This is a genomic window from Buchnera aphidicola (Kurisakia onigurumii), from assembly GCF_039394605.1.
Taxonomy (GTDB): Bacteria; Pseudomonadota; Gammaproteobacteria; order Enterobacterales; family Enterobacteriaceae; genus Buchnera_I; species Buchnera_I aphidicola_B.
In genome coordinates, this window is the sequence record NZ_CP135033.1 from 421468 (window position 1) to 446455 (window position 24988).

Annotated in this window: 36 protein-coding genes, 2 tRNA genes and 2 rRNA genes; 5 read left to right on the forward strand and 35 right to left on the reverse strand. The window is 26.1% G+C overall.

The features are described 5' to 3' along the window. Window positions 1-16: 16 nt before the first annotated feature. Window positions 17-652: an adenylate kinase family protein gene (locus RJU59_RS01870; RefSeq protein ID WP_343155098.1), complete on the forward strand. Its 636-nt coding sequence runs from the start codon at window positions 17-19 to the stop codon at window positions 650-652. 7 nt (window positions 653-659) lie between these two features. Here the strand turns inward: RJU59_RS01870 and RJU59_RS01875 are convergent. Beyond that, window positions 660-736, reverse strand: a tRNA-Arg gene (locus tag RJU59_RS01875). Between the two features lie 91 nt (window positions 737-827). Between RJU59_RS01875 and folD the strand changes: the two genes are divergently transcribed. Further along, entirely contained in the window at window positions 828-1697 is an 870-nt protein-coding gene (folD, locus tag RJU59_RS01880; protein WP_343155099.1) for a bifunctional methylenetetrahydrofolate dehydrogenase/methenyltetrahydrofolate cyclohydrolase FolD, read from the forward strand. Between the two features lie 56 nt (window positions 1698-1753). Here folD and cysS read toward each other — a convergent pair whose 3' ends face one another. Then, window positions 1754-3136, reverse strand: coding sequence for a cysteine--tRNA ligase (cysS, locus tag RJU59_RS01885; RefSeq protein ID WP_343155100.1), 1383 nt, complete (start codon window positions 3134-3136; stop codon window positions 1754-1756). A 235-nt stretch (window positions 3137-3371) separates the two neighbouring features. Here cysS and ybeD point away from each other — a divergent pair, with 235 nt between their 5' ends. After that, complete coding sequence (gene ybeD / locus RJU59_RS01890; protein ID WP_343128518.1) at window positions 3372-3635, forward strand: DUF493 family protein YbeD; 264 nt, start codon at window positions 3372-3374, stop codon at window positions 3633-3635. Between the two features lie 202 nt (window positions 3636-3837). Here the strand turns inward: ybeD and cspE are convergent, their stop codons facing one another. The 5 genes from cspE to aroE all read right to left on the reverse strand — a co-directional run bounded on the left by cspE (window position 3838) and on the right by aroE (window position 8865). Next, window positions 3838-4047 carry a transcription antiterminator/RNA stability regulator CspE gene (cspE, locus tag RJU59_RS01895; protein ID WP_158353696.1) on the reverse strand — a complete coding sequence of 70 codons (210 nt, stop codon included), beginning with the start codon at window positions 4045-4047 and terminating at the stop codon, window positions 3838-3840. Between the two features lie 152 nt (window positions 4048-4199). Further along, window positions 4200-4315, reverse strand: a 5S ribosomal RNA gene (rrf, locus tag RJU59_RS01900). A gap of 176 nt (window positions 4316-4491) precedes the next feature. Further along, window positions 4492-7612: ribosomal RNA gene (locus tag RJU59_RS01905) — 23S ribosomal RNA — on the reverse strand. A 204-nt stretch (window positions 7613-7816) separates the two neighbouring features. Beyond that, window positions 7817-7889: transfer RNA gene (locus RJU59_RS01910), tRNA-Glu, on the reverse strand. Window positions 7890-8028: 139 nt separating this feature from the next. Continuing rightward, window positions 8029-8865 carry a shikimate dehydrogenase gene (gene aroE / locus RJU59_RS01915; RefSeq protein ID WP_343155101.1) on the reverse strand — a complete coding sequence of 279 codons (837 nt, stop codon included), beginning with the start codon at window positions 8863-8865 and terminating at the stop codon, window positions 8029-8031. Window positions 8866-9345: 480 nt separating this feature from the next. Between aroE and def the strand changes: the two genes are divergently transcribed. Next, the gene (gene def, locus RJU59_RS01920) at window positions 9346-9855 is read left to right on the forward strand and encodes a peptide deformylase (RefSeq protein ID WP_343128520.1); all 510 of its coding nucleotides are present in this window, start codon (window positions 9346-9348) and stop codon (window positions 9853-9855) included. Window positions 9856-9865: 10 nt separating this feature from the next. Continuing rightward, entirely contained in the window at window positions 9866-10816 is a 951-nt protein-coding gene (fmt, locus tag RJU59_RS01925; RefSeq protein WP_343155102.1) for a methionyl-tRNA formyltransferase, read from the forward strand. A 113-nt stretch (window positions 10817-10929) separates the two neighbouring features. Here the strand turns inward: fmt and rplQ are convergent, their stop codons facing one another. From rplQ to rpsJ, 28 genes are all read right to left on the reverse strand, one after another. Then, window positions 10930-11319, reverse strand: a complete 390-nt coding sequence (gene rplQ, locus RJU59_RS01930; protein ID WP_343155103.1) for a 50S ribosomal protein L17 — start codon at window positions 11317-11319, stop codon at window positions 10930-10932. Between the two features lie 49 nt (window positions 11320-11368). After that, window positions 11369-12364 (reverse strand): DNA-directed RNA polymerase subunit alpha, encoded by a 996-nt coding sequence (locus RJU59_RS01935; RefSeq protein ID WP_343128523.1) that lies wholly within the window; start codon window positions 12362-12364, stop codon window positions 11369-11371. Window positions 12365-12391: 27 nt separating this feature from the next. Beyond that, window positions 12392-13012: a 30S ribosomal protein S4 gene (gene rpsD / locus RJU59_RS01940; RefSeq protein WP_343128524.1), complete on the reverse strand. Its 621-nt coding sequence runs from the start codon at window positions 13010-13012 to the stop codon at window positions 12392-12394. A gap of 46 nt (window positions 13013-13058) precedes the next feature. Continuing rightward, the gene (gene rpsK / locus RJU59_RS01945; RefSeq protein ID WP_343155104.1) at window positions 13059-13451 is read right to left on the reverse strand and encodes a 30S ribosomal protein S11; all 393 of its coding nucleotides are present in this window, start codon (window positions 13449-13451) and stop codon (window positions 13059-13061) included. A 49-nt stretch (window positions 13452-13500) separates the two neighbouring features. Further along, window positions 13501-13857: a 30S ribosomal protein S13 gene (rpsM, locus tag RJU59_RS01950; RefSeq protein WP_343155105.1), complete on the reverse strand. Its 357-nt coding sequence runs from the start codon at window positions 13855-13857 to the stop codon at window positions 13501-13503. Between the two features lie 107 nt (window positions 13858-13964). Then, on the reverse strand, window positions 13965-14081 hold the full coding sequence (gene rpmJ / locus RJU59_RS01955) for a 50S ribosomal protein L36 (RefSeq protein WP_343155106.1): 117 nt from the start codon (window positions 14079-14081) through the stop codon (window positions 13965-13967). Window positions 14082-14108: 27 nt separating this feature from the next. Next, complete coding sequence (gene secY, locus RJU59_RS01960; protein ID WP_343155107.1) at window positions 14109-15416, reverse strand: preprotein translocase subunit SecY; 1308 nt, start codon at window positions 15414-15416, stop codon at window positions 14109-14111. A 37-nt stretch (window positions 15417-15453) separates the two neighbouring features. Further along, window positions 15454-15888: a 50S ribosomal protein L15 gene (rplO, locus tag RJU59_RS01965; RefSeq protein ID WP_343128529.1), complete on the reverse strand. Its 435-nt coding sequence runs from the start codon at window positions 15886-15888 to the stop codon at window positions 15454-15456. Between the two features lies 1 nt (window position 15889). Then, on the reverse strand, window positions 15890-16072 hold the full coding sequence (gene rpmD, locus RJU59_RS01970) for a 50S ribosomal protein L30 (protein ID WP_343128530.1): 183 nt from the start codon (window positions 16070-16072) through the stop codon (window positions 15890-15892). Window positions 16073-16076: 4 nt separating this feature from the next. Beyond that, window positions 16077-16595 carry a 30S ribosomal protein S5 gene (gene rpsE, locus RJU59_RS01975; RefSeq protein WP_428994236.1) on the reverse strand — a complete coding sequence of 173 codons (519 nt, stop codon included), beginning with the start codon at window positions 16593-16595 and terminating at the stop codon, window positions 16077-16079. Between the two features lie 15 nt (window positions 16596-16610). Beyond that, a complete protein-coding gene (gene rplR / locus RJU59_RS01980) occupies window positions 16611-16982 on the reverse strand; it encodes a 50S ribosomal protein L18 (RefSeq protein ID WP_428994334.1) in 372 nt (123 codons plus the stop codon). Window positions 16983-16986: 4 nt separating this feature from the next. Continuing rightward, complete coding sequence (gene rplF / locus RJU59_RS01985) at window positions 16987-17520, reverse strand: 50S ribosomal protein L6 (RefSeq protein ID WP_343128532.1); 534 nt, start codon at window positions 17518-17520, stop codon at window positions 16987-16989. A gap of 14 nt (window positions 17521-17534) precedes the next feature. Then, window positions 17535-17927, reverse strand: a complete 393-nt coding sequence (gene rpsH / locus RJU59_RS01990) for a 30S ribosomal protein S8 (protein ID WP_343128533.1) — start codon at window positions 17925-17927, stop codon at window positions 17535-17537. A 39-nt stretch (window positions 17928-17966) separates the two neighbouring features. Continuing rightward, on the reverse strand, window positions 17967-18272 hold the full coding sequence (gene rpsN / locus RJU59_RS01995) for a 30S ribosomal protein S14 (protein ID WP_343155109.1): 306 nt from the start codon (window positions 18270-18272) through the stop codon (window positions 17967-17969). A gap of 15 nt (window positions 18273-18287) precedes the next feature. Further along, on the reverse strand, window positions 18288-18827 hold the full coding sequence (rplE, locus tag RJU59_RS02000; protein WP_343128535.1) for a 50S ribosomal protein L5: 540 nt from the start codon (window positions 18825-18827) through the stop codon (window positions 18288-18290). A 16-nt stretch (window positions 18828-18843) separates the two neighbouring features. Next, window positions 18844-19158, reverse strand: a complete 315-nt coding sequence (gene rplX, locus RJU59_RS02005) for a 50S ribosomal protein L24 (protein ID WP_343128536.1) — start codon at window positions 19156-19158, stop codon at window positions 18844-18846. Window positions 19159-19173: 15 nt separating this feature from the next. Beyond that, window positions 19174-19542, reverse strand: coding sequence for a 50S ribosomal protein L14 (rplN, locus tag RJU59_RS02010; protein ID WP_343128537.1), 369 nt, complete (start codon window positions 19540-19542; stop codon window positions 19174-19176). A 65-nt stretch (window positions 19543-19607) separates the two neighbouring features. Further along, window positions 19608-19868: a 30S ribosomal protein S17 gene (rpsQ, locus tag RJU59_RS02015; protein ID WP_343128538.1), complete on the reverse strand. Its 261-nt coding sequence runs from the start codon at window positions 19866-19868 to the stop codon at window positions 19608-19610. A gap of 5 nt (window positions 19869-19873) precedes the next feature. Next, window positions 19874-20059, reverse strand: a complete 186-nt coding sequence (gene rpmC / locus RJU59_RS02020) for a 50S ribosomal protein L29 (protein WP_343128539.1) — start codon at window positions 20057-20059, stop codon at window positions 19874-19876. Then, window positions 20056-20469, reverse strand: a complete 414-nt coding sequence (gene rplP, locus RJU59_RS02025) for a 50S ribosomal protein L16 (RefSeq protein ID WP_343128540.1) — start codon at window positions 20467-20469, stop codon at window positions 20056-20058. Before rplP ends, rpmC begins: the two co-directional genes overlap by 4 nt. Window positions 20470-20488: 19 nt before the next feature. Beyond that, window positions 20489-21196: a 30S ribosomal protein S3 gene (rpsC, locus tag RJU59_RS02030; protein ID WP_343128541.1), complete on the reverse strand. Its 708-nt coding sequence runs from the start codon at window positions 21194-21196 to the stop codon at window positions 20489-20491. Between the two features lie 45 nt (window positions 21197-21241). Beyond that, window positions 21242-21601: a 50S ribosomal protein L22 gene (rplV, locus tag RJU59_RS02035; RefSeq protein WP_343155110.1), complete on the reverse strand. Its 360-nt coding sequence runs from the start codon at window positions 21599-21601 to the stop codon at window positions 21242-21244. Between the two features lie 33 nt (window positions 21602-21634). Then, window positions 21635-21913 carry a 30S ribosomal protein S19 gene (rpsS, locus tag RJU59_RS02040; RefSeq protein WP_343128543.1) on the reverse strand — a complete coding sequence of 93 codons (279 nt, stop codon included), beginning with the start codon at window positions 21911-21913 and terminating at the stop codon, window positions 21635-21637. 28 nt (window positions 21914-21941) lie between these two features. Then, window positions 21942-22763 (reverse strand): 50S ribosomal protein L2, encoded by an 822-nt coding sequence (gene rplB / locus RJU59_RS02045; RefSeq protein ID WP_343128544.1) that lies wholly within the window; start codon window positions 22761-22763, stop codon window positions 21942-21944. A gap of 43 nt (window positions 22764-22806) precedes the next feature. After that, a complete protein-coding gene (gene rplW, locus RJU59_RS02050) occupies window positions 22807-23100 on the reverse strand; it encodes a 50S ribosomal protein L23 (RefSeq protein WP_343128545.1) in 294 nt (97 codons plus the stop codon). Continuing rightward, entirely contained in the window at window positions 23097-23702 is a 606-nt protein-coding gene (gene rplD, locus RJU59_RS02055) for a 50S ribosomal protein L4 (RefSeq protein WP_343155111.1), read from the reverse strand. The genes rplW and rplD overlap by 4 nt, the downstream gene beginning before the upstream one ends. Window positions 23703-23723: 21 nt before the next feature. Further along, window positions 23724-24353: a 50S ribosomal protein L3 gene (gene rplC / locus RJU59_RS02060; RefSeq protein ID WP_343128547.1), complete on the reverse strand. Its 630-nt coding sequence runs from the start codon at window positions 24351-24353 to the stop codon at window positions 23724-23726. A 48-nt stretch (window positions 24354-24401) separates the two neighbouring features. Beyond that, the gene (gene rpsJ / locus RJU59_RS02065) at window positions 24402-24713 is read right to left on the reverse strand and encodes a 30S ribosomal protein S10 (protein ID WP_343128548.1); all 312 of its coding nucleotides are present in this window, start codon (window positions 24711-24713) and stop codon (window positions 24402-24404) included. Between the last annotated feature and the right edge of the window lie 275 nt (window positions 24714-24988).

Below are 24988 nucleotides of genomic sequence, written 5' to 3' on the forward strand. Positions count from 1 at the left end.
GTATGGAAATATTGATATGAAAATTATTCTACTAGGACCTCCTGGAAGTGGAAAAGGAACACAAGCTAACTTTATAAAAAATCTTTTTAAAATACCTATTATATCTGCTAGTAAATTACTAAAAAAAAAATCTAAAAATGAATCTATTTTAGAAAAAAAAATACAAACATATATCAAATCTGGTAAATTAGTTCCCGATGAAATTATTACCAAAATGATATTAAAAAAAATAAAAAATAATGTTACCAACGGATTTATTTTAGATGGATTTCCTAGAACTATTAAACAAGCAGATTCAATAGAATCTGCGAATATAGAAATAAATTATATACTGGAATTTGTTATATCAGAAGAAAATATTTTAAAAAGAATAACAGGACGAAGAATACATCTTGCTTCCGGGAGGATATATCATAAAACATTTTCACCTCCAATACAATACGGAAAAGATGATATTACGCAGGAATTGTTATCTAAAAGAGAAGATGATAATGAAATAGTTACAAAAAAAAGAATTAAAGAATATGAAAAATATAAACTTTCCATTTTAAATTTTTTTAAAAAAAACAAAAAAATAAAATTAGTTAAAATAAATGCAAATAATAAAATTAATAAAATATCTAATTTCATAAAAAAAGTATTTATAAAATAGTTTTTATTGGTGCACTCTACAAGATTCGAACTTGTGACATACGGCTTAGAAGGCCGTTGCTCTATCCAACTGAGCTAAGAGTGCTCTTTTTTATAAATAAACAAATTTTATTGATTTTAAATTATACTATATTTTCTATATAAACAAAACAAAAAATATTAAAAAAAATAAAAATATGAAAAAAAAAATAATCGACGGAAATAAAATTTCTCAAAAAATAAGAAAAAAAATAAAAAAAAAATTACAAAAGTTAATTATTAATAGAAATCGTAAACCATCTATTGTAGTATTATTAGTAGGAAACGATCCTTCTTCTATAATATATGTAAAAAATAAAAAACAAGCATGTAAAGAAATAGGTATTACTTCTCGTATATTAAAATTCAAAGAAACAATACAAGAAAAAGAATTAATAAATATTATTCATACATTAAATAATGATACTTCTGTAGATGCAATTTTAATACAATTACCTTTACCTAAAAATATTTCTATTAAAAAAATTTTTAATAGTATTTCTCCTAAAAAAGATGTAGATGGATTTCATCCTTACAATATTGGATGTTTATTGCAAAAAACACCTAAATTAAGACCTTGTACTCCTCAAGGTATTATGATGATTTTAAAAAAATATAAAATAAAAACTCATGGATTAAATGCTGTTATTTTAGGTGCATCCAATATAGTAGGAAGGCCTATGAGTTTAGAATTACTGCTTGCTGGTTGTACAACTACTGTTACACATAGATTCACTAAAAATTTATATGATCATACTAAAAAAGCAGATTTATTAATTGTTGCTATTGGAAAGCCAAAATTTATAAATAATTTATATATAAAAAAAGGAGCTATCGTAATTGATGCTGGTATAAACAAAGATAAAAATGGAAAAATAGTAGGAGATGTAGATATTCAATCTGCTATACATAATTCATCTTTAATTACTCCTGTTCCAGGAGGAGTCGGACCTATGACAATTACCGCTTTATTAAAAAATACAATTCAAATATATGAAAAAAATAAAGAAATTATTAATTATTTATAATTAATAAAATATAAATTTTATAAAAATTATTTATAATTAAAAAATTAATTTATAAATTAATCGGTATAATACCAATTAGTTGTATATTTTGAATCTTTTAATTTTATATTTAAATCCAATAATTTTTTTCTTATTGTATCAGATTTACTCCAATTTTTTAAATTTCGATATATATTTCTATAATAAATTAATAGATTAATTTTTTTAAAGCTTAAAACATTTTTATTTAATTCTTTTTTTAAAAAATCTTCAGGATGATAAAATAATAATCCTAAAATATTTCCTAAAAATTTTAACTTATACGCTAATTTTTTTGCTTTTTTTATATTTATATTTTTTAATATATTAATTTTTTTTGATATTTTAAATAAAATTAAAAACACATGCGGAGTATTAAAATCTAAATTCATATATTTTTCAAATGATAAACTAGAAAAATTTTTTTTTAAAATATATTTTTTAGAAAAAGATAAATTAAAACCTTGTAGAGAATTATATAAACGTATTAAAGATTTTTTTGATTTTATTAAATCAGATTCATGATAATATAAAGGTTTTCTGTAATGACGAGATAAAATATAATATCGTATAACTTCCGAATCATATTTTAATAATAAATCATGTAACTTTTTAGTATTATTTAATGATTTAGACATTTTTTGATTTTTAATCAAAACCATTCCTACATGCATCCAATAGTTTACATGAACTTTCTTTAAATAAGAATCCGATTGAGATTTTTCATTTTCATGGTGAGGAAATAATAAATCTATGCCACCACCATGGATATCGCAATTTTCTTTAAAATAAAAACAATTTATTGCTGAACATTCTATATGCCATCCAGGTCTTCCTATACCCCATGGAGATTCCCAATAGGGATAGTTTTTATTTGAAACTTTTTTCCATAAAACAAAATCTAATTTTTTGTTATTATTAATAGTACTTTTTAAATTATTAATTTTTTGATTCGAAAGTTTTCCGTATTTATTAAAACTATCTACGGAAAAACAAACATCTCCATTATCAGAAACATATGCATTATTTCTGTATAACAGAGTTTTTATCATTTTAATAATATTTTCAATATTATCTGTAACTTTTGGTTCTTTATTAGGAGGTATTATGTTTAAATTATTAAAATCACAAAGAGTTTGATAAATAATAGAATTGGTAATATCCTGACATGTTGTGTTTTTTTGAATTGATTTTTGTATAATTTTGTCATCAATATCAGTAATATTTCTTATATATATTACTTTATATCCTAAAAATCTAAAATATCTGATTACAATATCAAAAAAAATAAATACTCGAGCATGTCCTATATGACAAAAATCATATGGTGTAATACCACAAACATATAAATTAACTACTTTATTTTTAAAAGAGTGGAAAGTTTGTATTACATTATTTAATGTATTAAAAATTTTTAACATACTATGTCTCTTTATAAATTAAATCGTAAATATTAACTGTAAAACAAAAATAAATAAATTATTTATTTTTATAAATAATATATTATAATATTATAATAAAATTTTTATTTTTATAACTAAAATTTTATTATTATAATTATATTAAAAAATAAAGTAGTATGTTATTAATTAATTTTAATAAAAAATAAATTTTTTAAAATAAAATGATTTTAATATCAAAAAATGAGGTAATTTTATGAAAACTAATTTAGAAAAAATGTTAACTTTACCATGTTCTTTTACATATAAAGTAATTGGATTATCCAATCCTGAATTAGTAAACAAAGTAATAAAAGTAATTCAAACATATATACCGGGAGATTACTCTCCACAAACTAAATTAAGCAACAAAGGTAACTATATATCTATTTCTGTTACTATTTTTGCAAAAAATTTTACTCAAATAGAAAAATTATATTTCGAGTTAAGTAAAATTAATATGGTTAAGTTAGTATTGTAAAAACATTACATTTAATCATGTAATTTACATACTATATATACTAAAAAACAAAGTTTTATAAACATAATTTTATTTTTCTAATTAGATTATTGATTAATAGGGATTTTTTTTAATTTATTTTTTTTCATTTGAAATAGACTCAGTTTTGTCTATATCAAATGAAATTGAGATTATATAAGATATAACTGAAGCTAACTTTTAATTATAAACTGATAACGTTAGTAGCGGATGGACCTTTTACCCCTTCAGTGATTTCAAACTCAACGCTTTGACCCTCTGCTAATGTTTTAAAACCATTGCTTTGGATAGCTGAAAAATGTACAAAAACGTCTTTACTTCCATCTTCAGGAGTAATAAAACCAAAACCTTTAGACTCATTAAACCACTTAACATTACCTTTAATCTTGGACATCTATATTACCTTTAACATTATAAAATATATATTAAACATTGTTTAATATTTTAATTAAAAAATAAAATACTTAAAATAAATAATATTATATGTTTTAAGTATAATTTTATTTATTTTAAATAAATAATTTTTGTAATTAAAAGTAATTTTTTGTCTGGCAATGTCCTACTCTCACACAGGGAGACCCTGTAATACCATCGGCGTTATAGCGTTTCACTTCTGAGTTCGGTATGGTTTCAGGTGGTTCCACTACACTATTTTTGCCAGACATTTTTATTATTTTATGAGTAAAATTTTAATTATAAAATATAAAATATTTTAATATTTAATAAAAAAATCGGTTTTCATCAAGTTAACGATTTATTATATTCAATATATTTTATTATATTTTTATTATAAATTTATATTTTTAAAATTAATTTTTAAAAACATCTCTGGTGTTGCAAGGTTAAGTCTCTCGGGTCATTAGTACTGATTAGCTCAACATATTGCTATGCTTACACATTCAGCCTATCAACGTCGTAGTCTCCAACGTCCCTACAGTAAACTTTTTAAAAAGCTTCAGGGAAGATTAATCTTGAGGTAAGTTTCGTGTTTAGATGCTTTCAACACTTATCTTTTCCGTATGTAGCTACCGGGCGATGCTATTGGCATAACAACCCGAACACCAGTGATACGTCCACTTCGGTCCTCTCGTACTAGAAATAGATCCTCTCAATCTTCCAACGCCCACGGCAGATAGGGACCGAACTGTCTCACGACGTTCTAAACCCAGCTCGCGTACCACTTTAAATGGCGAACAGCCATACCCTTGGGACCTGCTTCAGCCCCAGGATGTGATGAGCCGACATCGAGGTGCCAAACACCGCCGTCGATATGAACTCTTGGGCGGTATCAGCCTGTTATCCCCGGCCAGCTCGCGTACCACTTTAAATGGCGAACAGCCATACCCTTGGGACCTGCTTCAGCCCCAGGATGTGATGAGCCGACATCGAGGTGCCAAACACCGCCGTCGATATGAACTCTTGGGCGGTATCAGCCTGTTATCCCCGGAGTACCTTTTATTTGTTGAGCGATGGCCCTTCCATACAGAACCACCGGATCACTAAGACCTGCTTTCGCATCTGTTCGCGTTATCACGCTCACAGTTAAACTGGCTTATACCTTTATACTAACCTTACGATTTCCAACCGTAATTAGCCAATCTTTGTACTCCTCCGTTACTCTTTGGGAGGAGACCGCCCCAGTCAAACTACCCACCAGACACTGTTTCCGTACCGGATAACGGTACTGGATTAGAATACTAATATTTAAAGGGTGGTATTTCAAGGTTGGCTCCTTTGAAACTAGCGAATCAAATTCTCAGCCTCCCACCTATCCTACACATTAAATTTCAATACTCAATGTCAAGCTATAGTAAAGGTTCACGGGGTCTTTCCGTCTTGCCGCGGGTACGCTGCATCTTCACAGCGATTTCAATTTCACTGAGTCCCAGATGGAGACAGCCTGGCCATCATTACGCCATTCGTGCAGGTCGGAACTTACCCGACAAGGAATTTCGCTACCTTAGGACCGTTATAGTTACGGCCGCCGTTTACCGGGGCTTCAGTTCAGAGCTTTAGAAAGAAATATTCTTAACCCCTTCGATTAACCTTCCGGCACCGGGCAGGCGTCACACCGTATACGTCCACTTTCGTGTTTGCACAGTGCTGTGTTTTTAATAAACAGTTGCAGCCAGCTGGTATCTTCGACTAACTTCAGCTAAAAGAGAAAATCTTCTCACTTACATGTTAGCGTGCCTTCTCCCGAAGTTACGGCACTATTTTGCCTAGTTCCTTCACCTGGGTTCTCTCAAGCGCCTTGGTATACTCTACCTAACCACCTGTGTCGGTTTTGGGTACGATTTAATATTATTTTAAAGTTTAGAGGATTTTCTTGGAAGTATGGTATAGATCACTTCGTTATTATTTTTAATAACTCGTCATAACGCCTCAGTTTAAAGAAAACCGGATTTTCCTAGTCTTCATGCCTACACGCTTAAACCAGGACAACCATCGCCTGGATGATTTAACCTTCTTCGTCCCCCCATCACAGTAATATTAAGCACAGGAATATTAACCTGTTGTCCATCGACTACGCCTTTCGGCCTCGCCTTAGGTATCGGCTTACCCTGCCTCGATTAACGTTGGACAGGAAACCTTGGTTTTTCGGCGAGCAGGTTTTTTACCTGCTTTATCGTTACTCATGTCAGCATTCGCACTTCTGATACCTCCAATGTACTTTACAGTACATCTTCTACAGCTTACAGAACGCTCCCCTACCCAACATTATTTTTAATAATTTAAAAATATAATGTATTTATTTTTTTAAATAATAAAATTAAATATTGTCGCAGCTTCGGTACATAGTTTGAGCCCCGTTAAATCTTCCGCGCAAGACGACTCGACCAGTGAGCTATTACGCTTTCTTTAAATGATGGCTGCTTCTAAGCCAACATCCTGGCTGTTTATGACTTCTCACATCGTTTACCACTTAACTATGATTTTGGGACCTTAGCTGGCGATCTGGGTTGTTTCCCTTTCCACAACGAACGTTAGCACCCGCTGTGTGTCTCCCGTAATAACATTCTTTGGTATTCGGAGTTTGCATTGGGTTGGTAGATCGGGATGATCCCCTAGCCAAAACAGTGCTCTACCCCCAAAGATGAATTTACGAGGCGCTACCTAAATAGCTTTCGGGGAGAACCAGATATCTCCCGGTTTGATTGGCCTTTCACCCCTAGCCACAAATCATCCGCTAATTTTTCAACATTAGTCGGTTCGGTCCTCCAGTTGGTTTTACCCAACCTTCAACCTGTCCATGGCTAGATCACCGGGTTTCGGGTCTGTATCCTGAAACTAAAAATAAACGCCAGTTTCAGACTCGGTTTCCCTTCGGCTCCCCTATTCGGTTAACCTTGCTACAGGATACAAGTCGCTGACCCATTATACAAAAGGTACGCAGTCACTTCTCTATTAAAAGAAGCTCCTACTGCTTGTACGTATACGGTTTCAGGATCTATTTCACTCCCCTAACCGGGGTTCTTTTCGCCTTTCCCTTACGGTACTAGTTCACTATCGGTCAGTCAGGAGTATTTAGCCTTAGAGGATGGTCCCCCTATATTCAAACAGGATTTCTCGTGTCCCGTTTTACTTTTTGAGATTGTTAAAAATTTTTTTTCGTATACAAGGCTATCACTTTTTATAGCTGAATTTTCCAATTCATTCTACTAAAAAATATTAAACAATTTATCTCTAGGCTGTTCCCTTTTCGCTCGCCACTACTTAGGGAATCTCAATTGATTTCTTTTCCTCAAGGTACTTAGATGTTTCAGTTCTCTTGGTTTGCTTTTCTATTCTATGTATTCAAATAGAAATGATGAATTTATATTCATCGGGTTTCCCCATTCGGAAATTACCGGGTTAAAACGCTTCTTATCAGCTAACCGATACTTTTCGCAGATTAGTACGTCCTTCATCGCCTCTGACTGCCAAGGCATTCACCGTATACGCTTAATTACTTAACCTTGCAACACCACAGATGTTTCAAATAAAATAAATTATTATATAAAATTTTTATATATTAAAAATATTAAATTTTTAACTTGTTTTTCCGATTTTTTAAAGAACATTTTTTTGTAATCTTTTAATTATTTTAACAAATAAACAATAACATAATAATTCGAAACAGTACAGAAATAATTTATTTTTTTTTTAAATTTTAAAATTTTTGTCCCCTAGGGGATTTGAACCCCTGTTGCCGCCGTGAAAGGGCGATGTCCTAGTCCTCTAGACGAAGGGGACTTATTTTTTAAATAAGTTTTATTTTAACTATATTAATCTTTTCATATAAACAATCAATAGTCAAGTTTTTTATTTTTTAAAAAATATAAATACTATTTTAAAAACGATTTTTTTAAATAATTTATTTTTATATAAAATATTATTTTGTCTGTATATTGTTTAATAATTTTTCTATTGTACGATCAATATTTGGAAAAATTTTATGCCATAAAAAAAAAGAATAAGCAGCTTGACTTACTAACATTCCTAAACCATTAGAAATATATTTTGCTCCTTTTTTTTTACACCAATCTATAAAAATAGTATCTTTATTATATAAATAACAAATATCATAAAAAAAAGAACGATTGGAAAAAAATTTTTCTGGAATACAATTTAATTTTTTAGAATAAGAATAAGGACAAGTATTAATTACCAAATTAAAAAAAATATCTTTTTCATAACACATATTTAATAATTTTATTTTTCCTATAGAATTAAATTGATTAATTAAATTAATTGCATGTAAAACAGTTCTGTTATAAATAAATATATTACAATCAAAATCTATTAAAGCAGGAATAATCCCTTTAGCAGCACCTCCAGATCCTAATATTAATATATTATTTTTTTTATTAATATATTTCAATCGAATTAAATCATACAATAATCCTATTCCATCAGTATTATCTCCAATAATAACATCATTTTTTTTAAATAAAGTATTAACTGATTTAGAAATTATAGCTTTTTTAGTTAATTTATTAGCATATAAATATGCATTTTTCTTAAAAGGTGATGTAACATTTGCTCCAACACCATGATTTAAAAAAAATAGATCTACTTCTTTTTTAAAAGAATCTAAAGGAGTAAGAATAGATTTATAATTATGTAAGATACCTGTTTCATTTTTAAAAAAATTATGTACTAAAGGTGATAAACTATTTTTAATAGGATTACCGAACAACGCATAATTATAAAACGATGTATCGATCATTTTCAATAATTTCTCCAATAAATATATTCAAAATTTAATTTTTTTAATTAAATTTAAAAACATTTTTTTATATTTTTAAATTAAAATTTTTATAAAAAATTATATATTTTTATATTATTCTAAATAATCGGTATAATCTATTTCAATTATTAATAATAAATTTAATAAATATATTTTTTTATCATAATAAAAAAGTAGATAATATTATTTTTATTAAAAAATAATTAAATTAAATTAAATATAAAATAATTTTTTAAGATATAAAAATAAATTTTTCTACTATTAAAAATAGTAAAATAAATAATATTGCCGTAAAATTAAAGTATATTTTTTCATATTGCAAAAATTAATTAATTTATTTTTATAAATATTTAATTTAAAATTAAAATATATAGAAAAATATTTTTTTACATAATTGTACTCAAAAAAATTATATTTTTATTTAAAAAATATAATTTTCATAATTATAAGAATAATATAATGACTATTTTAAAAATACTTACTTATCCAAATAAAAATTTAAGAAAAATAGCAAAACCAGTCAAAGAAATAAACTTAAAAATTAAAAAAATTATACATGATATGATTAAAACAATGCACTTCAATAATGGTATAGGATTAGCAGCTACACAAGTAAATATTCCATTAAAAATTATAGTTATAACTGAAAATATAAATAACAATAAAGTTATGGTTTTCATTAATCCAAAAATAATAGAAAAATCTGAATTTATTCGATCAAAAGAAGGTTGTTTATCGATACCTAATTATGAATTTTTCATAAAAAGATACAAATATATAAAAATGCAAGCTTTAAATATATTAGGACAAACTATAATAATAGAAACTGATTCATTGTTATCAATATGCATTCAACATGAAATAGATCATTTAAATGGAATATTATTCATAGATTATTTATCTTCTTTACAAAAAGAAATATTGAACAAAAAAATTATTAAATTACAAAAACTATCTACAAAAATATAATTGATAAAACATGCATAAAAAAATAAAAATTATTTTTTCTGGTTCTTCTGAATTTTCTGCAAAACATTTAAAATTTTTAATAAAAAATAATATAAAAATAATTGCAGTATTAACTCCTCCAAATAAACCATTTGGAAGAGGTAAAAAAATTGTAGAAAATCCTGTATATAAAATATCTAAAAAATACAATATTGTAATATTCAATCCAACAAATTTAAAATCTGAAGATATTTATATAAATTTAAAAAAAATGAAAGCAGATATGATGATTGTAGTGTCATATGGATTAATTTTTCCAAAAAAAATTCTTGATATATTTCCATTAGGTTGTATCAATTTACATACTTCAATACTACCTAGATGGAGAGGTCCTTCTCCAATACAATCAGCAATACTACACGGAGATAATAAAACAGGTGTAACAACAATTTATATGGACAAAGGAATGGATTCTGGTCCTATTATTCATACAATAGAATGTAATATAAAAAAAAAAATGACAAGTTTGGAATTAAATAATAAATTAATTAAAATAGGAAAAAAATGTTTATTATATTCTTTAAAAAAAATATTTATTCAAAAAAATATTTGTACAATTCAGAATATAAAAAACGTTACATATACAAAAAAAATTAAAAAAAAAGATGCAAAAATAAAGTGGAATAAAACTGCTATAGAAATAGAAAGAGTTATTCGAGCTTATAACCCTTGGCCAGTAGCATATTTTAATTACAAAAATATAAACATAAAAGTATGGAAAAGTAGTATAGAAAAAAAAAATTACATTGGTGCATCCATAGGAGAAATTTGTTGCTCTGATAAAATCGGTTTAAAAATACAAACAAAAAATTTTTGTATTAGAATAGAAAAAATTCAATTTCCAGGAAAAAAAATAATCAATTTTTATGATTTTTTAAATTCAAAAAAAGAATTTTTTATTATTGGAAGTATTATTGTTTAATGGTAAAAATTTTTATTTTATAAAAATGATAAATTATGGAATATATTTTATTTCACAATATATCATTTTTTTTATTTTATTTATTAATTAAACAAATAAAAAATCAAAAATATTTATTTTTTTGTATTTTTTTTAAAAATAATTTTTTTTCGATCTACTAATTGAATAAAAGCTTGAATAGAATTGTCTCCTTTTCGAAATCCACACTTTAAAATACGAGTATATCCACCAGGCCTGTCGATAAAATGAGGTCCTATTTCTTTAAATAATTTATTTAAAATCTCATTGTCTTTAATTTTTCTAAAAATAAAACGACGGTTAGAAACACTATCTAATTTAGATTTTGTAATTATAGGCTCTATAAATCTTCGTAATTCTTTTGCTTTAGATAAAGTAGTTTTTATTAATTCATATTTTAATAAGGAACAAGTCATATTTCTAAACATCAAATTAAAATGACTTCTAGTTCTATTTAATTTTCTTCCAATTTTTCTATGTCTCATTATTTTCCCTTGTTATAATATAATTTACAAAATAAAAAAAATAACTGAATTAATTGTCTAAAATATTTTTTGGAGGCCAATTATCTAACCGCATTCCTAATGCTAAATTTCTAGAAGATAATATATCTTTTATTTCTGTCAAAGATTTTTTTCCTAAATTAGGAGTTTTTAACAATTCTACTTCACTTTTTTGTACTAAATCTCCTATATAATGTATTGATTCTGCTTTTAAACAATTTGCAGATCGTACTGTTAATTCTAAATCATCTACCGGTCTTAATAAAATAGGTTCGAATTCTGGTTTTTCCTCTTTAACTTCTATAGATTCTACATTTCTTAAATCTACAAATGCTTCTAATTGTTCTGATAAAATAGTCGCGGCGGTACGAATAGCTTTTTCAGGATCAATTGTTCCATTAGTTTCCATTTCTAATATTAACTTATCTAAATCAGTTCTTTGTGCTACTCGAGCAGCTTCAACTTTATATGAAATACGATTTATTGGACTATAACAAGCATCTAATAATAACCTTCCAATAGTATGTCCTGAAGAATTATTATTTTGATTCAACCTTGAATAAGCTGCTGCATATCCTCTACCCTTTTCTACTTTAATTTTCATATTAATACTTGCAAAATCTGAAGTTAAATTACAAATAATATGATTTCGGTTTACAATCTCTACATCAGAATCATGTTGAATATCTGACGCTTTAACTTGAGAAATTCCAGATTTTGAAAGAACTAAAATTGATTCATTTTTTTCATACATTTTTATAAATAATCCTTTTAAATTTAAAAGAATTTCAAGTATATCTTCTCTAATTCCTTCTTTAGTACTATACTCATGTAAAACTCCATCAATTTCAACTTCTGTTACCGCACACCCAGGAATAGAAGATAATAAAATTCTTCTTAGTGCATTACCGAGAGTATAACCAAAACCTCTTTCTAAAGGCTCTAATGTAACTTTTGTATGAAATTCATCAATTTGTTCAATATCAACTAACCGAGGTTTTAAAAGATTATTAAAAAAATTGTTCATTTTTATTTTTCTCTAAAAATTTTTCTTTTATTTTGAATACAATTCAACAATTAAATGTTCATTTATCTCAGAAGAAAAATCAGATCTTTCTGGTAATCTTTTTACAATTCCTTCCATATTTTTAATATTAACTTCTATCCAATCTACTATTTCTCGTTGTTTGGACAATTCTAAAGATGCTTTTATTCTATATTGATTCATAGATTTAGAAGATATGGAAATTTTATCATTTAAAATTACTTGATAAGATGGAATATTTACAATTTTTTTGTTCACCATAATAGATTTATGACTAATTAATTGCCGAGATTCCATTCGAGTACTTCCAAAACCCATTCTATATACAATATTATCTAATCTATTTTCTAAGAAATACAATAAATTTTCTCCTGTATTTCCTTTTTTTTTAGTTGCTTTTACATAATAATTTCGAAACTGTTTCTCTAAAATCCCATATAACCGACGAACCTTTTGTTTTTCTCGTAATTGAATTCCATATTCTGATAATCTAGACTTACGTAATCCATGTTGACCAGGTAATCTATCTAATTTACATTTAGTATCAATAGATCTAATTCCAGATTTTAAAAATAAATCTGTTCCTTCTCTACGACTTAATTTTAATTTAGGACCTAAATATTTTGCCATGTTCATCTCTTTATTATTTTATTTAAAAATATTATTATAAAAATGTTTATACTCTTCTTTTTTTAGGAGGTCTACATCCATTATGAGGTATAGGAGTAACATCTGTTATATTAGTAATTTTAAAACCAGATGCATTTAATGCTCTAATAGTCGATTCTCTACCTGGACCTGGACCTTTTACCATAACTTCTAAATTTTTTATTCCATAATCTTTTACATATTCAGCACATTTTTCAGCAGCTACTTGAGCAGCAAAAGGAGTAGATTTTCTAGATCCTCTAAAACCAGAACCTCCTGCAGTTGCCCATCCTAAAGTATTTCCTTTTCTATCAGTAATAGTAACAATTGTATTATTAAAAGAAGCATGTATATGCGCAATTCCATCATTAATTTTTTTAGTAATTCTTTTTTTTACACGAATAGATTTTATCTTAGACATAATTTTATATTATTCCTTAAAACATAATTTAATAAAATGATTTTTTTATTTATTTTTTAATTGCCTTTCTTGGTCCTTTTCTAGTTCTAGCATTTGTTTTAGTTCTTTGCCCTCTTACAGGTAATCCTTTTCTATGTCTAAGTCCTCTATAACAACCTAAATCCATTAATCTTTTAATATTTAAAGTTTTTTCTCTTCTTAAATCACCTTCTACAATTATTTTAGAAATTTCTAATCTTAATCCTTCAATTTGGTCTTCTTTTAACATTTTTATTTTCAATTTTGTAGATATTCCTAAACACATACAAATTTTTTTGGCTGTTGATAGTCCAATTCCATATATCGAAGTTAAAGCAACGTTAACATGCTTATTATCGGATATATTAATACCTGCAATACGAATCATAATTCTAATCCTATATAATTAATATTATGAAAAATTTTTTTGATTTATATGAATTTATAAAAACTTTTATACAAAGTATAAATATTTTTCATATATTTTTTTAATTTTTAACCTTGTCTTTGTTTATGTTTTCCATCATGAGTACAAATAATTCTTACTACATTTCTTCTTTTTACCACTTTACAGTTTCTACATAATTTTTTTACAGAAGTTTTAACTTTCATATTATCCTTATTTTATAATTTTTAAAATTAACTTTTTGAAAAATTCAAATTAGATTTTTTTAAAATAGAAGAATATTGGTTAGACATAATTAATGTTTGTATTTGAGAAATAATTTCAATAATTACTAATACTACAATTAATAATGAAGTTCCTCCAAAATAAAATGGTACTTTTAAAAAAAATCTCATAATTTCAGGAAGCAAACAAATAAAAGTAATATAAATTGCACCAATAAAAGTCAATCTGGTGGTAATTAAATTAATATAATTTGCTGTTTTTTCTCCTGGTCTAATACCAGGAATAAATGCTCCATTTTTTTTTAAATTTTCAGATGTTTCTTTAGGATTAAATACTAAACCAGTATAAAAAAAACAAAAAAATACTATTGCTGAAGAATATATTACTATATATAAAATATGGTTAGGTACTAAACAATTTGAAATAAAAACTAACCAATTCCAATTTTTAAAATTAACAAACCAAGATATTATTGTAGCAGGAAATAAAATAACACTTGAAGCAAATATAGCAGGCATTACACCAGAAATATTTAATTTAATAGGAAGGTAAGTAATTTGTGAAGAATATATCCTATTACCTCTTTGTTTTTGTATGTAATGTATACCGATATTTCTTTGACTTTTTTCTATAAAAATAACAACATAAATAACTAAAAATATTATTGTAAAAATTATTGATATAGAAAAATAATTTAAACTACCTATACGTACTTCATTAATAGTATTTAATAAAGATACAGGTAAACCAGAAACTATTCCTGAAAATATAATCAAAGAAGTTCCGTTTCCTAAACCAAATTCATTGATTAATTCACTTAACCACATTAAAAAAATTGTACCAGAAACCAAACTTATAATAGATATAATATAAAAAGATGTATCTACATGAATAATTAATTTATTAATTCCTGGTATATTAGGTAATCCAAAAGAAATACCTATAGACTGAAATATAGATAAAATTAAAGTTAACCATCTAGTATATTTTGTAAGAATACGATTTCCATATTCCCCTTCTTTTTTTATATTAGAAAAATAAGGATATATTAAAGTTAATAATTGAATTATAATAGATGCAGAAATATATGGCATAATACCTAAAGTAAAAATAGAAGCTCTATTTAATGATCCTCCTGAAAACATATTAAATATTTCTAATATTGTACCTTTACTATTACTTATTATTTTCGATAATACGGTTGTATCAATTCCAGGAATAGGGATATACGATCCAAATCGAAATACTATTATTGATCCTATAACAAAAAAAATCCTATTTTGTAATTCTATGAAGTTATTTATATTTTTTTTCATATTAATAAATTTATAATAATAATTGGCTATTCAAAATCTATTTTTGGATTTTACCACCTGATTTTTTTATTGCTATACGAGCTCCTTTTGTTACTTGTAATCCTTGTACTATGACTGGTATTTTAATTTTTCCACATAAAATAATTCTTACAAAAGAAATATTTTTTTTTATAACACCTATCATTTTTAGTGTATCTAAATTTACTATTCCATTAGGAATAGAATTCAAATCAGATAATCTCACTTCAGATGTTTTTCTTTTATTAGAAGAATTAAATCCAAATTTAGGAACTCTTCTATACAAAGGCATTTGACCTCCTTCAAAACCTCTTCGAATACTACTTCCAGATCTAGATTTTTGACCTTTATGACCTCTTCCTGATGTTTTACCAAAACCACTTCCTATACCTCTTCCTAATCTAGTTTTATTTTTCTTTGATCCTTTTTTTGGATGTAATGTATTCAAATACATTTTAAGAAACCTCCTCAACTGTAATCATATAAGAAATTTTTTTTACCATACCTAAAATAGATTTAGTATTATTTCTAATCACAAAATGATTTATTCTACGTAAACCTAACCCTAATAAAGTAGATCGATGTGAAGGTAATCTTCCAATAGAACTTTTTTTTTGTGTAATTTTAATTAATTTCATTTTTTTATCCTAATATATCAGATATTTTTTTGTTTCTTTTAGCTGCAATCATTTCTATAGATTTCATATTTTTTAATCCATAAATAGTAGCTCTTACTACATTGATGGGGTTGGTAGATCCATATGTTTTAGCTAATACATTTTGTACTCCTGCAACTTCTAAAACAGATCTCATAGCTCCTCCAGCAATAATACCAGTTCCTTCTGAAGCCGGCTTCATAAAAACATTTGATCCAGTATAAGAACTTTTTATAGTATGTTGTAACGTTTTGTTTTTTAAACAAATATTAATGATATTTCTTCTCGCTTGTTCCATTGCTTTTTGAATAGCAGAAGGAACTTCTCTAGCTTTTCCATACCCAAAACCAATTTTTCCAGCACCATTTCCTACAACTGTAAGTGCAGTAAAAGAAAAAATTCTTCCTCCTTTTACTGTTTTTGATACTCTATTAACAGAAATTAATTTTTCTTGTAATTCAGAATTATTTATTTTATTTCCAGCATTCTTCACAATTTTCACCAATTCATATTAAAATTTTTAAAAAATTAGACCTTCTTCACGCGCCGATTTTGCTAATTCACTAATCCTTCCGTGATACTTAAATCCAGATCGATCAAAAGAAACATTTTTTATTCCTTGTAAAATTGCTCTTTTCGCAATTAATTTTCCAATTTTTTTTGCTGCAAATTTATTCCCGGTATATTTAATAGCACTTTTTACATTTTTTTCTAATGTAGATGCTGACGCTAACACCTTAGAATTTGGATGTGAAGAAATAATTTGTGCATAAATATGCCGAGAAGTTCGATGTATAACTAAACGTATAGAACTATTTTTTTTTAATTTAGAACGTAAATAAATAGATCTTTTTAAACGAATCATTTTTTTTTTATTCTTTTTAAATAAAATCATTTTATTTTTTCTTAGCCTCTTTAATACGAATTACTTCATTTTCATATCTAATACCTTTTCCTTTATACGGTTCAGGAATTCTATAACTTCTTAAATTAGCAGCTACTTGACCTAACAATCTTTTATCTGCGCTTTTTAATATAATTTCTGTTTGAGAAGGTACAGAAATATCTATTCCTGAAGGAATGATATATTCAATAGTATGTGAAAAACCAAGTGACATATTAATTATGTTATTTTTTAAAAAAACACGATATCCTACTCCAGTTAAAAATAATTTTTTTGTGAACCCATGAGTAATTCCAATAATCATAGAAAATACTAAAGATCTTAATGTACCTGCATGAGCCCAAGCATTAGAATATTTTTTTTTTCCTAAAAATATTAAATGGTTATCAACATGAGTAATTTGTACAGAATTATGTATGTAACAAAATAATTTTTTACTATTACCTTCAATAATAATTTTATTTTTTTTTAAAAAAATATTTATATCTTTAGGTACTAGAATAGGTTTTTTAGCAATACGAGACATATTTTATCCTTATTTTAAGATACATAACAAATAATCTCACCTCCTATACCGATTTTTCTTGCTGTTTTATCAGTAATTACTCCTTTAGAAGTAGATATAATTGCAATTCCTAAACCATCTAAAATTTTAGGAATATTATATTTTTTTCTATAAACCCGTAATCCAGGGCTACTAATTCTTGTAATATTTTCAATTACTGGTTTTGCATTAAAATATTTTAAATATATTTTTAAAATAGATAAATTATTTCTACAAACATCATAATTTAAAATATATCCTTCTTGTTTCAATACATTACTAATAGATATCTTTAAATTAGATGAAGGCATAGAAACAAATATCTTATTAGATTTTTGTGCGTTACGAATTCTAGTTAACATGTCTGATACAGGATCTTGCATACTCATTTTATTTCTCTTATTAATAAATAAATGTTATAAAAAATTTTACCAACTTGCTTTTTTTAATCCTGGTATTTCTCCCCTCATAGCAGATTCTCGTAATTTAATTCGACTTAAACCAAATTTTCTTAAAAACGCATGAGGTCTACCTGTTTGTCTACAACGATTTCTTTGTCTAGAAATACTAGAATCTCTAGGAAAAGTTTGTAACTTTAACATCGCATTCCATCTTTCTTGTTCTGAAGATTTAGAATTAATAATAATTAATTTTAAATCACTTCTTTTATCTAAAAATTTTCTAGATAATTTAACTCTTTTTTTTTCACGTTCTAATATTGATTTTTTAGCCATTTGATTTCCTTAAATTTATTTTCTAAATGGAAAATTAAACAACTTTAATAATACAAAAGACTCTTTATCTGAATTAGTATTAGTCGTAATTGTTATATTTAATCCACGTATACGATCTATTTTTTCATAATTAATTTCTGGAAAAATAATTTGTTCTTTAATTCCTAAACTATAGTTTCCACGTCCATCAAAAGATTTTTTTGATAAACCTCTAAAATCACGAATTCTGGGAATAGCTACACATACTAACTTTTTTAAAAAATCCCATTTTCGTAATCCTCTTAATGTTACTTTACATCCAATAGGATATCCTTGTCGAATTTTAAAAGCTGCAATCGATTTTCTTGCTTTCGTAATAAGTGGTTTTTGTCCAGAAATTAATTTTAAATCTGATATTGCATGTTCTAAAATTTTTTTATCAGATGTAGTGCTACCAACACCCATGTTTAAAGTAATTTTTTCAATTTTTGGAACTTGCATTATAGAGTGATATTTATATTTTTTAATCATTTTGTTTATTATTATACGCTTATAATATTTATGCAAATCCGACATATTAAACTACTCCAAATTATTCAATAATTTTATTATTAGATTTAAAAAATCTAATTTTTTTACCATTTTCAAATTTAAATCCAATTCTATCCGATCGTTTAGTTTCTTTGTTAAAAATACCTATATTCGATATTGATATAGGAGATTCTTTTTTTATAATACCACCTATTTTATTTTGCGCAGGAACTGATTTTTGATGTTTTTTTACAATATTAATACCAGAAACAATTGCTTTGCTTTTTTTTAATATATGTAAAACTATACCTTTTTTTCCTTTATCTTTTCCAGATATTACCAATACCTGATCATTTTTTCGAATTTTAGATGCCATTTATTTTCCTTTAATTTACAGAACTTCTGGAGCTAACGAAATTATTTTCATAAACTTATCATTTCTTAATTCTCTAGTTATAGGTCCAAAAATACGTGTCCCTATAGGTTGCTCTGTGTTATTTAATATAACACATGCATTATTATCAAAACGTATTAAAGAACCATCAGACCTTCGAATACCTTTTTTAGTACGTACTACTACAGCTTTTAATACTTCACCTTTTTTTACTTTACCTCTAGGTATTGCTTCCTTAATAGCAACTTTAATAACATCTCCGATACCAGCATATCTTCTTTTAGAACCACCTAAAACTTTTATACACATAGCAATACGAGCACCAGAATTATCTGCAACTTGTAATAAACTTTGTTCCTGAATCATAATTTTATTTATCCTTTAAATAATAATATGAAAATAAATTTCAAAATTTTATTTAGAATAAAATTTTATTTTTCTGTACATAATTTTTTTACTATTCTAAATAATTTCCAAGATTTTTTTTTTGAAATTGGTCTACATTCAACTAATTCTACTAAATCTCCTATAGAACATTTATTAAATTCATCATGAATATGTAATTTAGTTGTCTTTTTTATAAATTTTTTATATAAATCATGTTTTATTATTCTTTGTATTGAAACAACAGCTGTTTTTTGCATTTTATTACTAATAACATAACCTTTCAAAATTCGTGAATTCATATTCATTGATTTTATTTATTTTCCTCTATTTTAAGTAATGTATTAACACGAGCAATATTTCTTCTAACAATTTTTATTAAATGTGTTTTTTTTAACTTTCCAGAAGATAATTGCATTCGCAAATTAAATTTTTCTCTTAAAAAATTAGATAATTGAGATTTTAAATCTAAACTATTATTAATATTTTTTTTTTTCATATTTTTAGTTCTTTATATACAAAAGTAGTTTTTATTGGTAATTTTGAAGAAGCTAATTTAAAAGCTTCCCTAGATAAATATTCGGATACTCCTTCTATCTCGTACAATACTTTACCAGGTTGTACTAATGCAACCCAATATTCAACATTTCCTTTTCCTTTTCCCATCCTAACTTCCAAAGGTTTTTGAGTAATAGGCTTGTCAGGAAATATTCTAATCCATATTTTTCCTTGACGTTTTACATATCTTGACATCGCTCTTCTAGCTGCTTCTATCTGTCTGGCAGTAATACGTCCTCTTTCTATAGCTTTTAAACCAAATGTTCCAAATGTAACTGTACTATTAAATACAATACCTCTATTTCTACCTTTGTGCATTTTACGAAATTTAGTACGTTTGGGTTGCAACATAAAATATTTAACTCCTTTTCTACCTTCTTGGTTTGTTTCGATTATATCTTTTAGAATTTGGAATAGATTTAATTTTATTATTTTCTACTTCTTGCATACCTCCTAAAATTTCTCCTTTAAAAATCCATACTTTTACTCCAACTACTCCATATGTAGTATATGCTTGAGAAGTTCCATATTCAATATCTGCTCTTAAAGTATGTAATGGTACTCTTCCTTCTCGATACCACTCTCTTCTTGCTATTTCTACACCACCTAATCTACCACTAACTTCTATTTTAATTCCTTCTGCTCCTTGTCTCATAGCATTTTGCACAGATCTTTTCATTGCTCTTCGAAACATAACTCTTCTTTCTAATTGAGAACTAATATTATCTGCTACCAATTGCGCATCTAATTCTGGTTTTTTAACTTCAAAAATATTAATTTGAGCAGGCAGACCTGTAATTTTATTTATAATTTTTCTTAATTTTTCTACATCTTCCCCTTTTTTACCTATTACAATTCCAGGTCTTGACGTATGAATAGTAATTTTTACACTTTTTGATGGACGTTCAATATAAATTTTAGATACAGAAGCTTTAGATAATTCTTTTTTTAAAAAAGTACGAACTTGATAATCACTATATAAATTGTCTGAAAAATCTTTTGAACTAGAAAACCAAATAGAATTCCAACTTTTTACTATACCTAAACGCATACCATTAGGATGTACTTTTTGTCCCATATTAAATTCCTATTTATTTAACTTTTAAATTTATAAATATTATTATTAACTAGATAAAACAATTGTAATATGACTTGTTCTCTTTAAAATACGATCAGATCTTCCTTTAGCTCTAGGCATCATTCTTTTCATACTTTGCCCTGCATCTACAAAAATAGATTTTATAAAAAGAATTTCAACGTCCATACCATAATTATGGTCTGCATTAGAAATAGCAGAATAAAGAACTTTTTTAATTAATAAAGATGCTTTTTTATTTGAAAAATTTAAAAAATTTAAAGCATATGAAACTTTTTTTCCACGAATTAAATTAGCTACAATTCTGACTTTTTGAGGAGAAGAACGAACTTGTTTAGCACTAGCTACAACATGTACCTCTTTATTTTCAATGGATACAGTATTCATTATATTTATCTCTCATTTACACATTAATAAAAATTATTTTTTTTTAATCTTTTTATCTGAAGTATGCCCTCTATATGTTCTAGTCAAAGAAAATTCTCCTAATTTATGACCTACCATTTCTTCAGTAATAAAAATAGGAATATGTTTTCTTCCATTATGGACAGAAATTGTCAACCCTATCATGTTTGGAAAAATAGTAGAACGACGAGACCATGTTCGAATTGGTTTTTTTTCTTGAGTAGAAATAGCTTTTTCAACCTTTTTAAACAGTTTAAAATCGATAAAAGGACCTTTTTTAAGAGATCTTGGCATATAAATTACCTTTTTTATAAAAATTTATTTATTTTTTTCTTCTATTTATAATAAATTTATCAGTTCGTTTATTATTTCTAGTTTTTTTTCCTTTAGTTTGTACACCCCATGGACTTACTGGATGTTTACCAAAGTTTCTTCCTTCACCTCCACCATGAGGATGATCAACAGGATTCATAGCTGTTCCTCTCACTGTAGGACGAATACCTCTCCATCTAGAAGCTCCTGCTTTACCAAAAACCTGTAACATATGTTCCGAATTACCAACTTCACCTATAGTTGCACGACATTTAGATTCAATTTTTCTCATTTCTCCAGAACGTAATCTAATAGTTACATAATTTTCTTCTTTTGCTACTAATTGAGAATAGCTTCCAGCTGATCGAGATAGTTGACCTCCTTTTCCAGGTTTTATTTCTATATTATGTATATTTGAACCAACTGGTATCTTATACATAGGTAAAGAATTTCCGATCTTAATATCTGAATTAATACCTGAAATAATTGTATCACCTACTTTTATATTTTTAAAAGCTAGTATATATTTTCTAACTCCATCTTGATATAATACTAAAGCAATATTAGAAGATCTATTTGGATCATATTCGATTCTTTCTACAACTGCAGTAATATTATCTTTAGAACGTTTGAAATCAATAATTCTAAAAGATCTTTTATGTCTTTTTCCTATATGACGAGTAGTTATTCTACCTAAATTATTTCTTCCTCCAGTTCTTTTATTTTTTTCTATAAGAGAATGATAAGGCTTTCCTTTATATAAATTCTTATTAATTATTTTGACTACATGACGTCGACCTGGAGATGTTGGTTTACATTTAATGATTGACATATATTCTCCTTCTAATTAAAAAAAATGTCTTTTCTCATTATTTTTATTTTATAAAGTCTATTTTTTGATTAGGTGCTAAAGTAATATATGCTTTTTTCCATTTATGTACTTTGCTCAACTTACCTTTATTTCTTTTTCTTTTAGTTTTGACTATTAATGTATTAACATTTTTTACTTGTACAGAAAATATTTTTTTTATAGATTCTTTAATCTCAAATTTAGTAGCATTTTTTAATACTTTAAAAACAATAGTATTATTTTTTTCTAAAAATAAAGAAGATTTTTCCGATACTTTAGAAGCTATTAATATTGTTAACATTTTTTCTTTTAAAGTCATGATAACATCTCCTCAATTTTTTTTATTGCCTTAAACGTTATAATTACTTTTTCAAAAGAAATTAAACTTACAGGATCTACAGAAAATACTTCTTTTACATCTACTTTATGTAAATTTCTAGAAGCAAGTTGTAAATTATTATTTATACAATCTGTAATAATTAATACCTCTTTAACATTATTTTGTCTTAGTTTATCTAATAAAAATTTAGTTTTTGGTTTATCTATAAAAAAGTCTTTAAACACTAAAATTCTATTTTGTCTATTTAATTCAGAAAAAATACTTTGCATTGCACCTTTATACATTCTTTTATTAACCTTATGTGAATGATTTTGAGGTTTAGCTGCAAAAGTAACCCCTCCTGATCTCCATATCGGACTTCTTATTGAACCTGCACGAGCACGACCAGTTCCTTTTTGTCTCCATGGTTTTTTTCCTGAACCAGAAACTTCAGATCTATTTTTATGCGCACGACTTCCTTGACGAGCGCCTGCAGAATAAGCGACAATAACTTGGTGTACCAAAGATTCATTAAAATCTCTTCCGAATACTATGTTAGATACAGTAAAAATATCTTTTACGTCTTGTAGTATTAATTCCACAATATAATCTCCTTAATTCTATCACAACTTAATGGCTGGTTTAATAATAAGGTTGCTATTTATCGAACCGGGAACTCCACCTTTTACAAACATTATTTTCTTATCACAATCAATTTGAATAACAGATAAATTTTGAATTGTAACTTTACAATTTCCTAAATGACCTGCCATTTTTTTTCCTTTAAATACTCTTCCTGGAGTTTGATTCTGACCAATAGAACCTGGAACACGGTGAGACAAAGAATTTCCATGCGTAGCATCTTGAGTACGAAAATTCCATCTTTTTACCGTACCTGAAAAACCTTTACCTTTAGAAAAACCTGTTATATCTACTTTTTTTATTTTTGAAAAATAATCTATTTTTAATATATCTCCTACAGAAAATATATTATTTTTATATGATTTAAATTCCCATAAACCAATTCCAGGAGATACTCCAGATTTTAAAAAATGTCCTGAATCTGGTTTATTCAATTTATTTATTTTCTTTCGTCCTGTTGTTAATTGTACCGATGTAAATTTATTATTTAAATTTTTTTTTATTTGTGTAATTCGATTACTTTCAATGTTAATAATACTTACAGGTATGGAAACACCTTCTGAATTAAAAATTCGAGTCATACCAATTTTTTTTCCAACTAATCCGATCATATTATACCTCTATATTTACCACTTATTCCTTATTTTTAAATCTTTTAGTTAACCTAAACTAATTTGTACATCTACCCCTGCTGCAAGATCTAATCTCATTAATGCATCTACAGTTTTTTCTGTTGGTTCAACAATATCAATTAATCGTTTATGTGTACGAATTTCATATTGATCACGAGCATCTTTATTAACATGAGGAGATACTAAAATCGTAAATCTTTCTTTACGAGTCGGTAAAGGAATCGGTCCTTTAACTTGAGCTCCTGTTCTTTTTGCTGTATTTACAATTTCAGTAGTAGATTGATCAATCAATCTATGATCGAAAGCTTTTAATCGTATACGAATTCTTTGGTTCTGCATAAGACCAAAACTCCAATAATATAAAAATAAAAAAAATAAATACAAAAGATGTACTTAACCAGTACAAACTATTGTAAAATGATAATCTATAACTCTTGAATAAAGAGTATTGTTACAAAAATAAAATTAATTTTTTATTTACATATTTTTCCTTTTTTTATGCTAATTATTTTAAAAATTTTTTATAAAACGATGTATAATAACATAATTTATATATTTATATCCAAATGATAATAATTATATTGATTATAATTAAAAAAAATCAAGAAAAGATA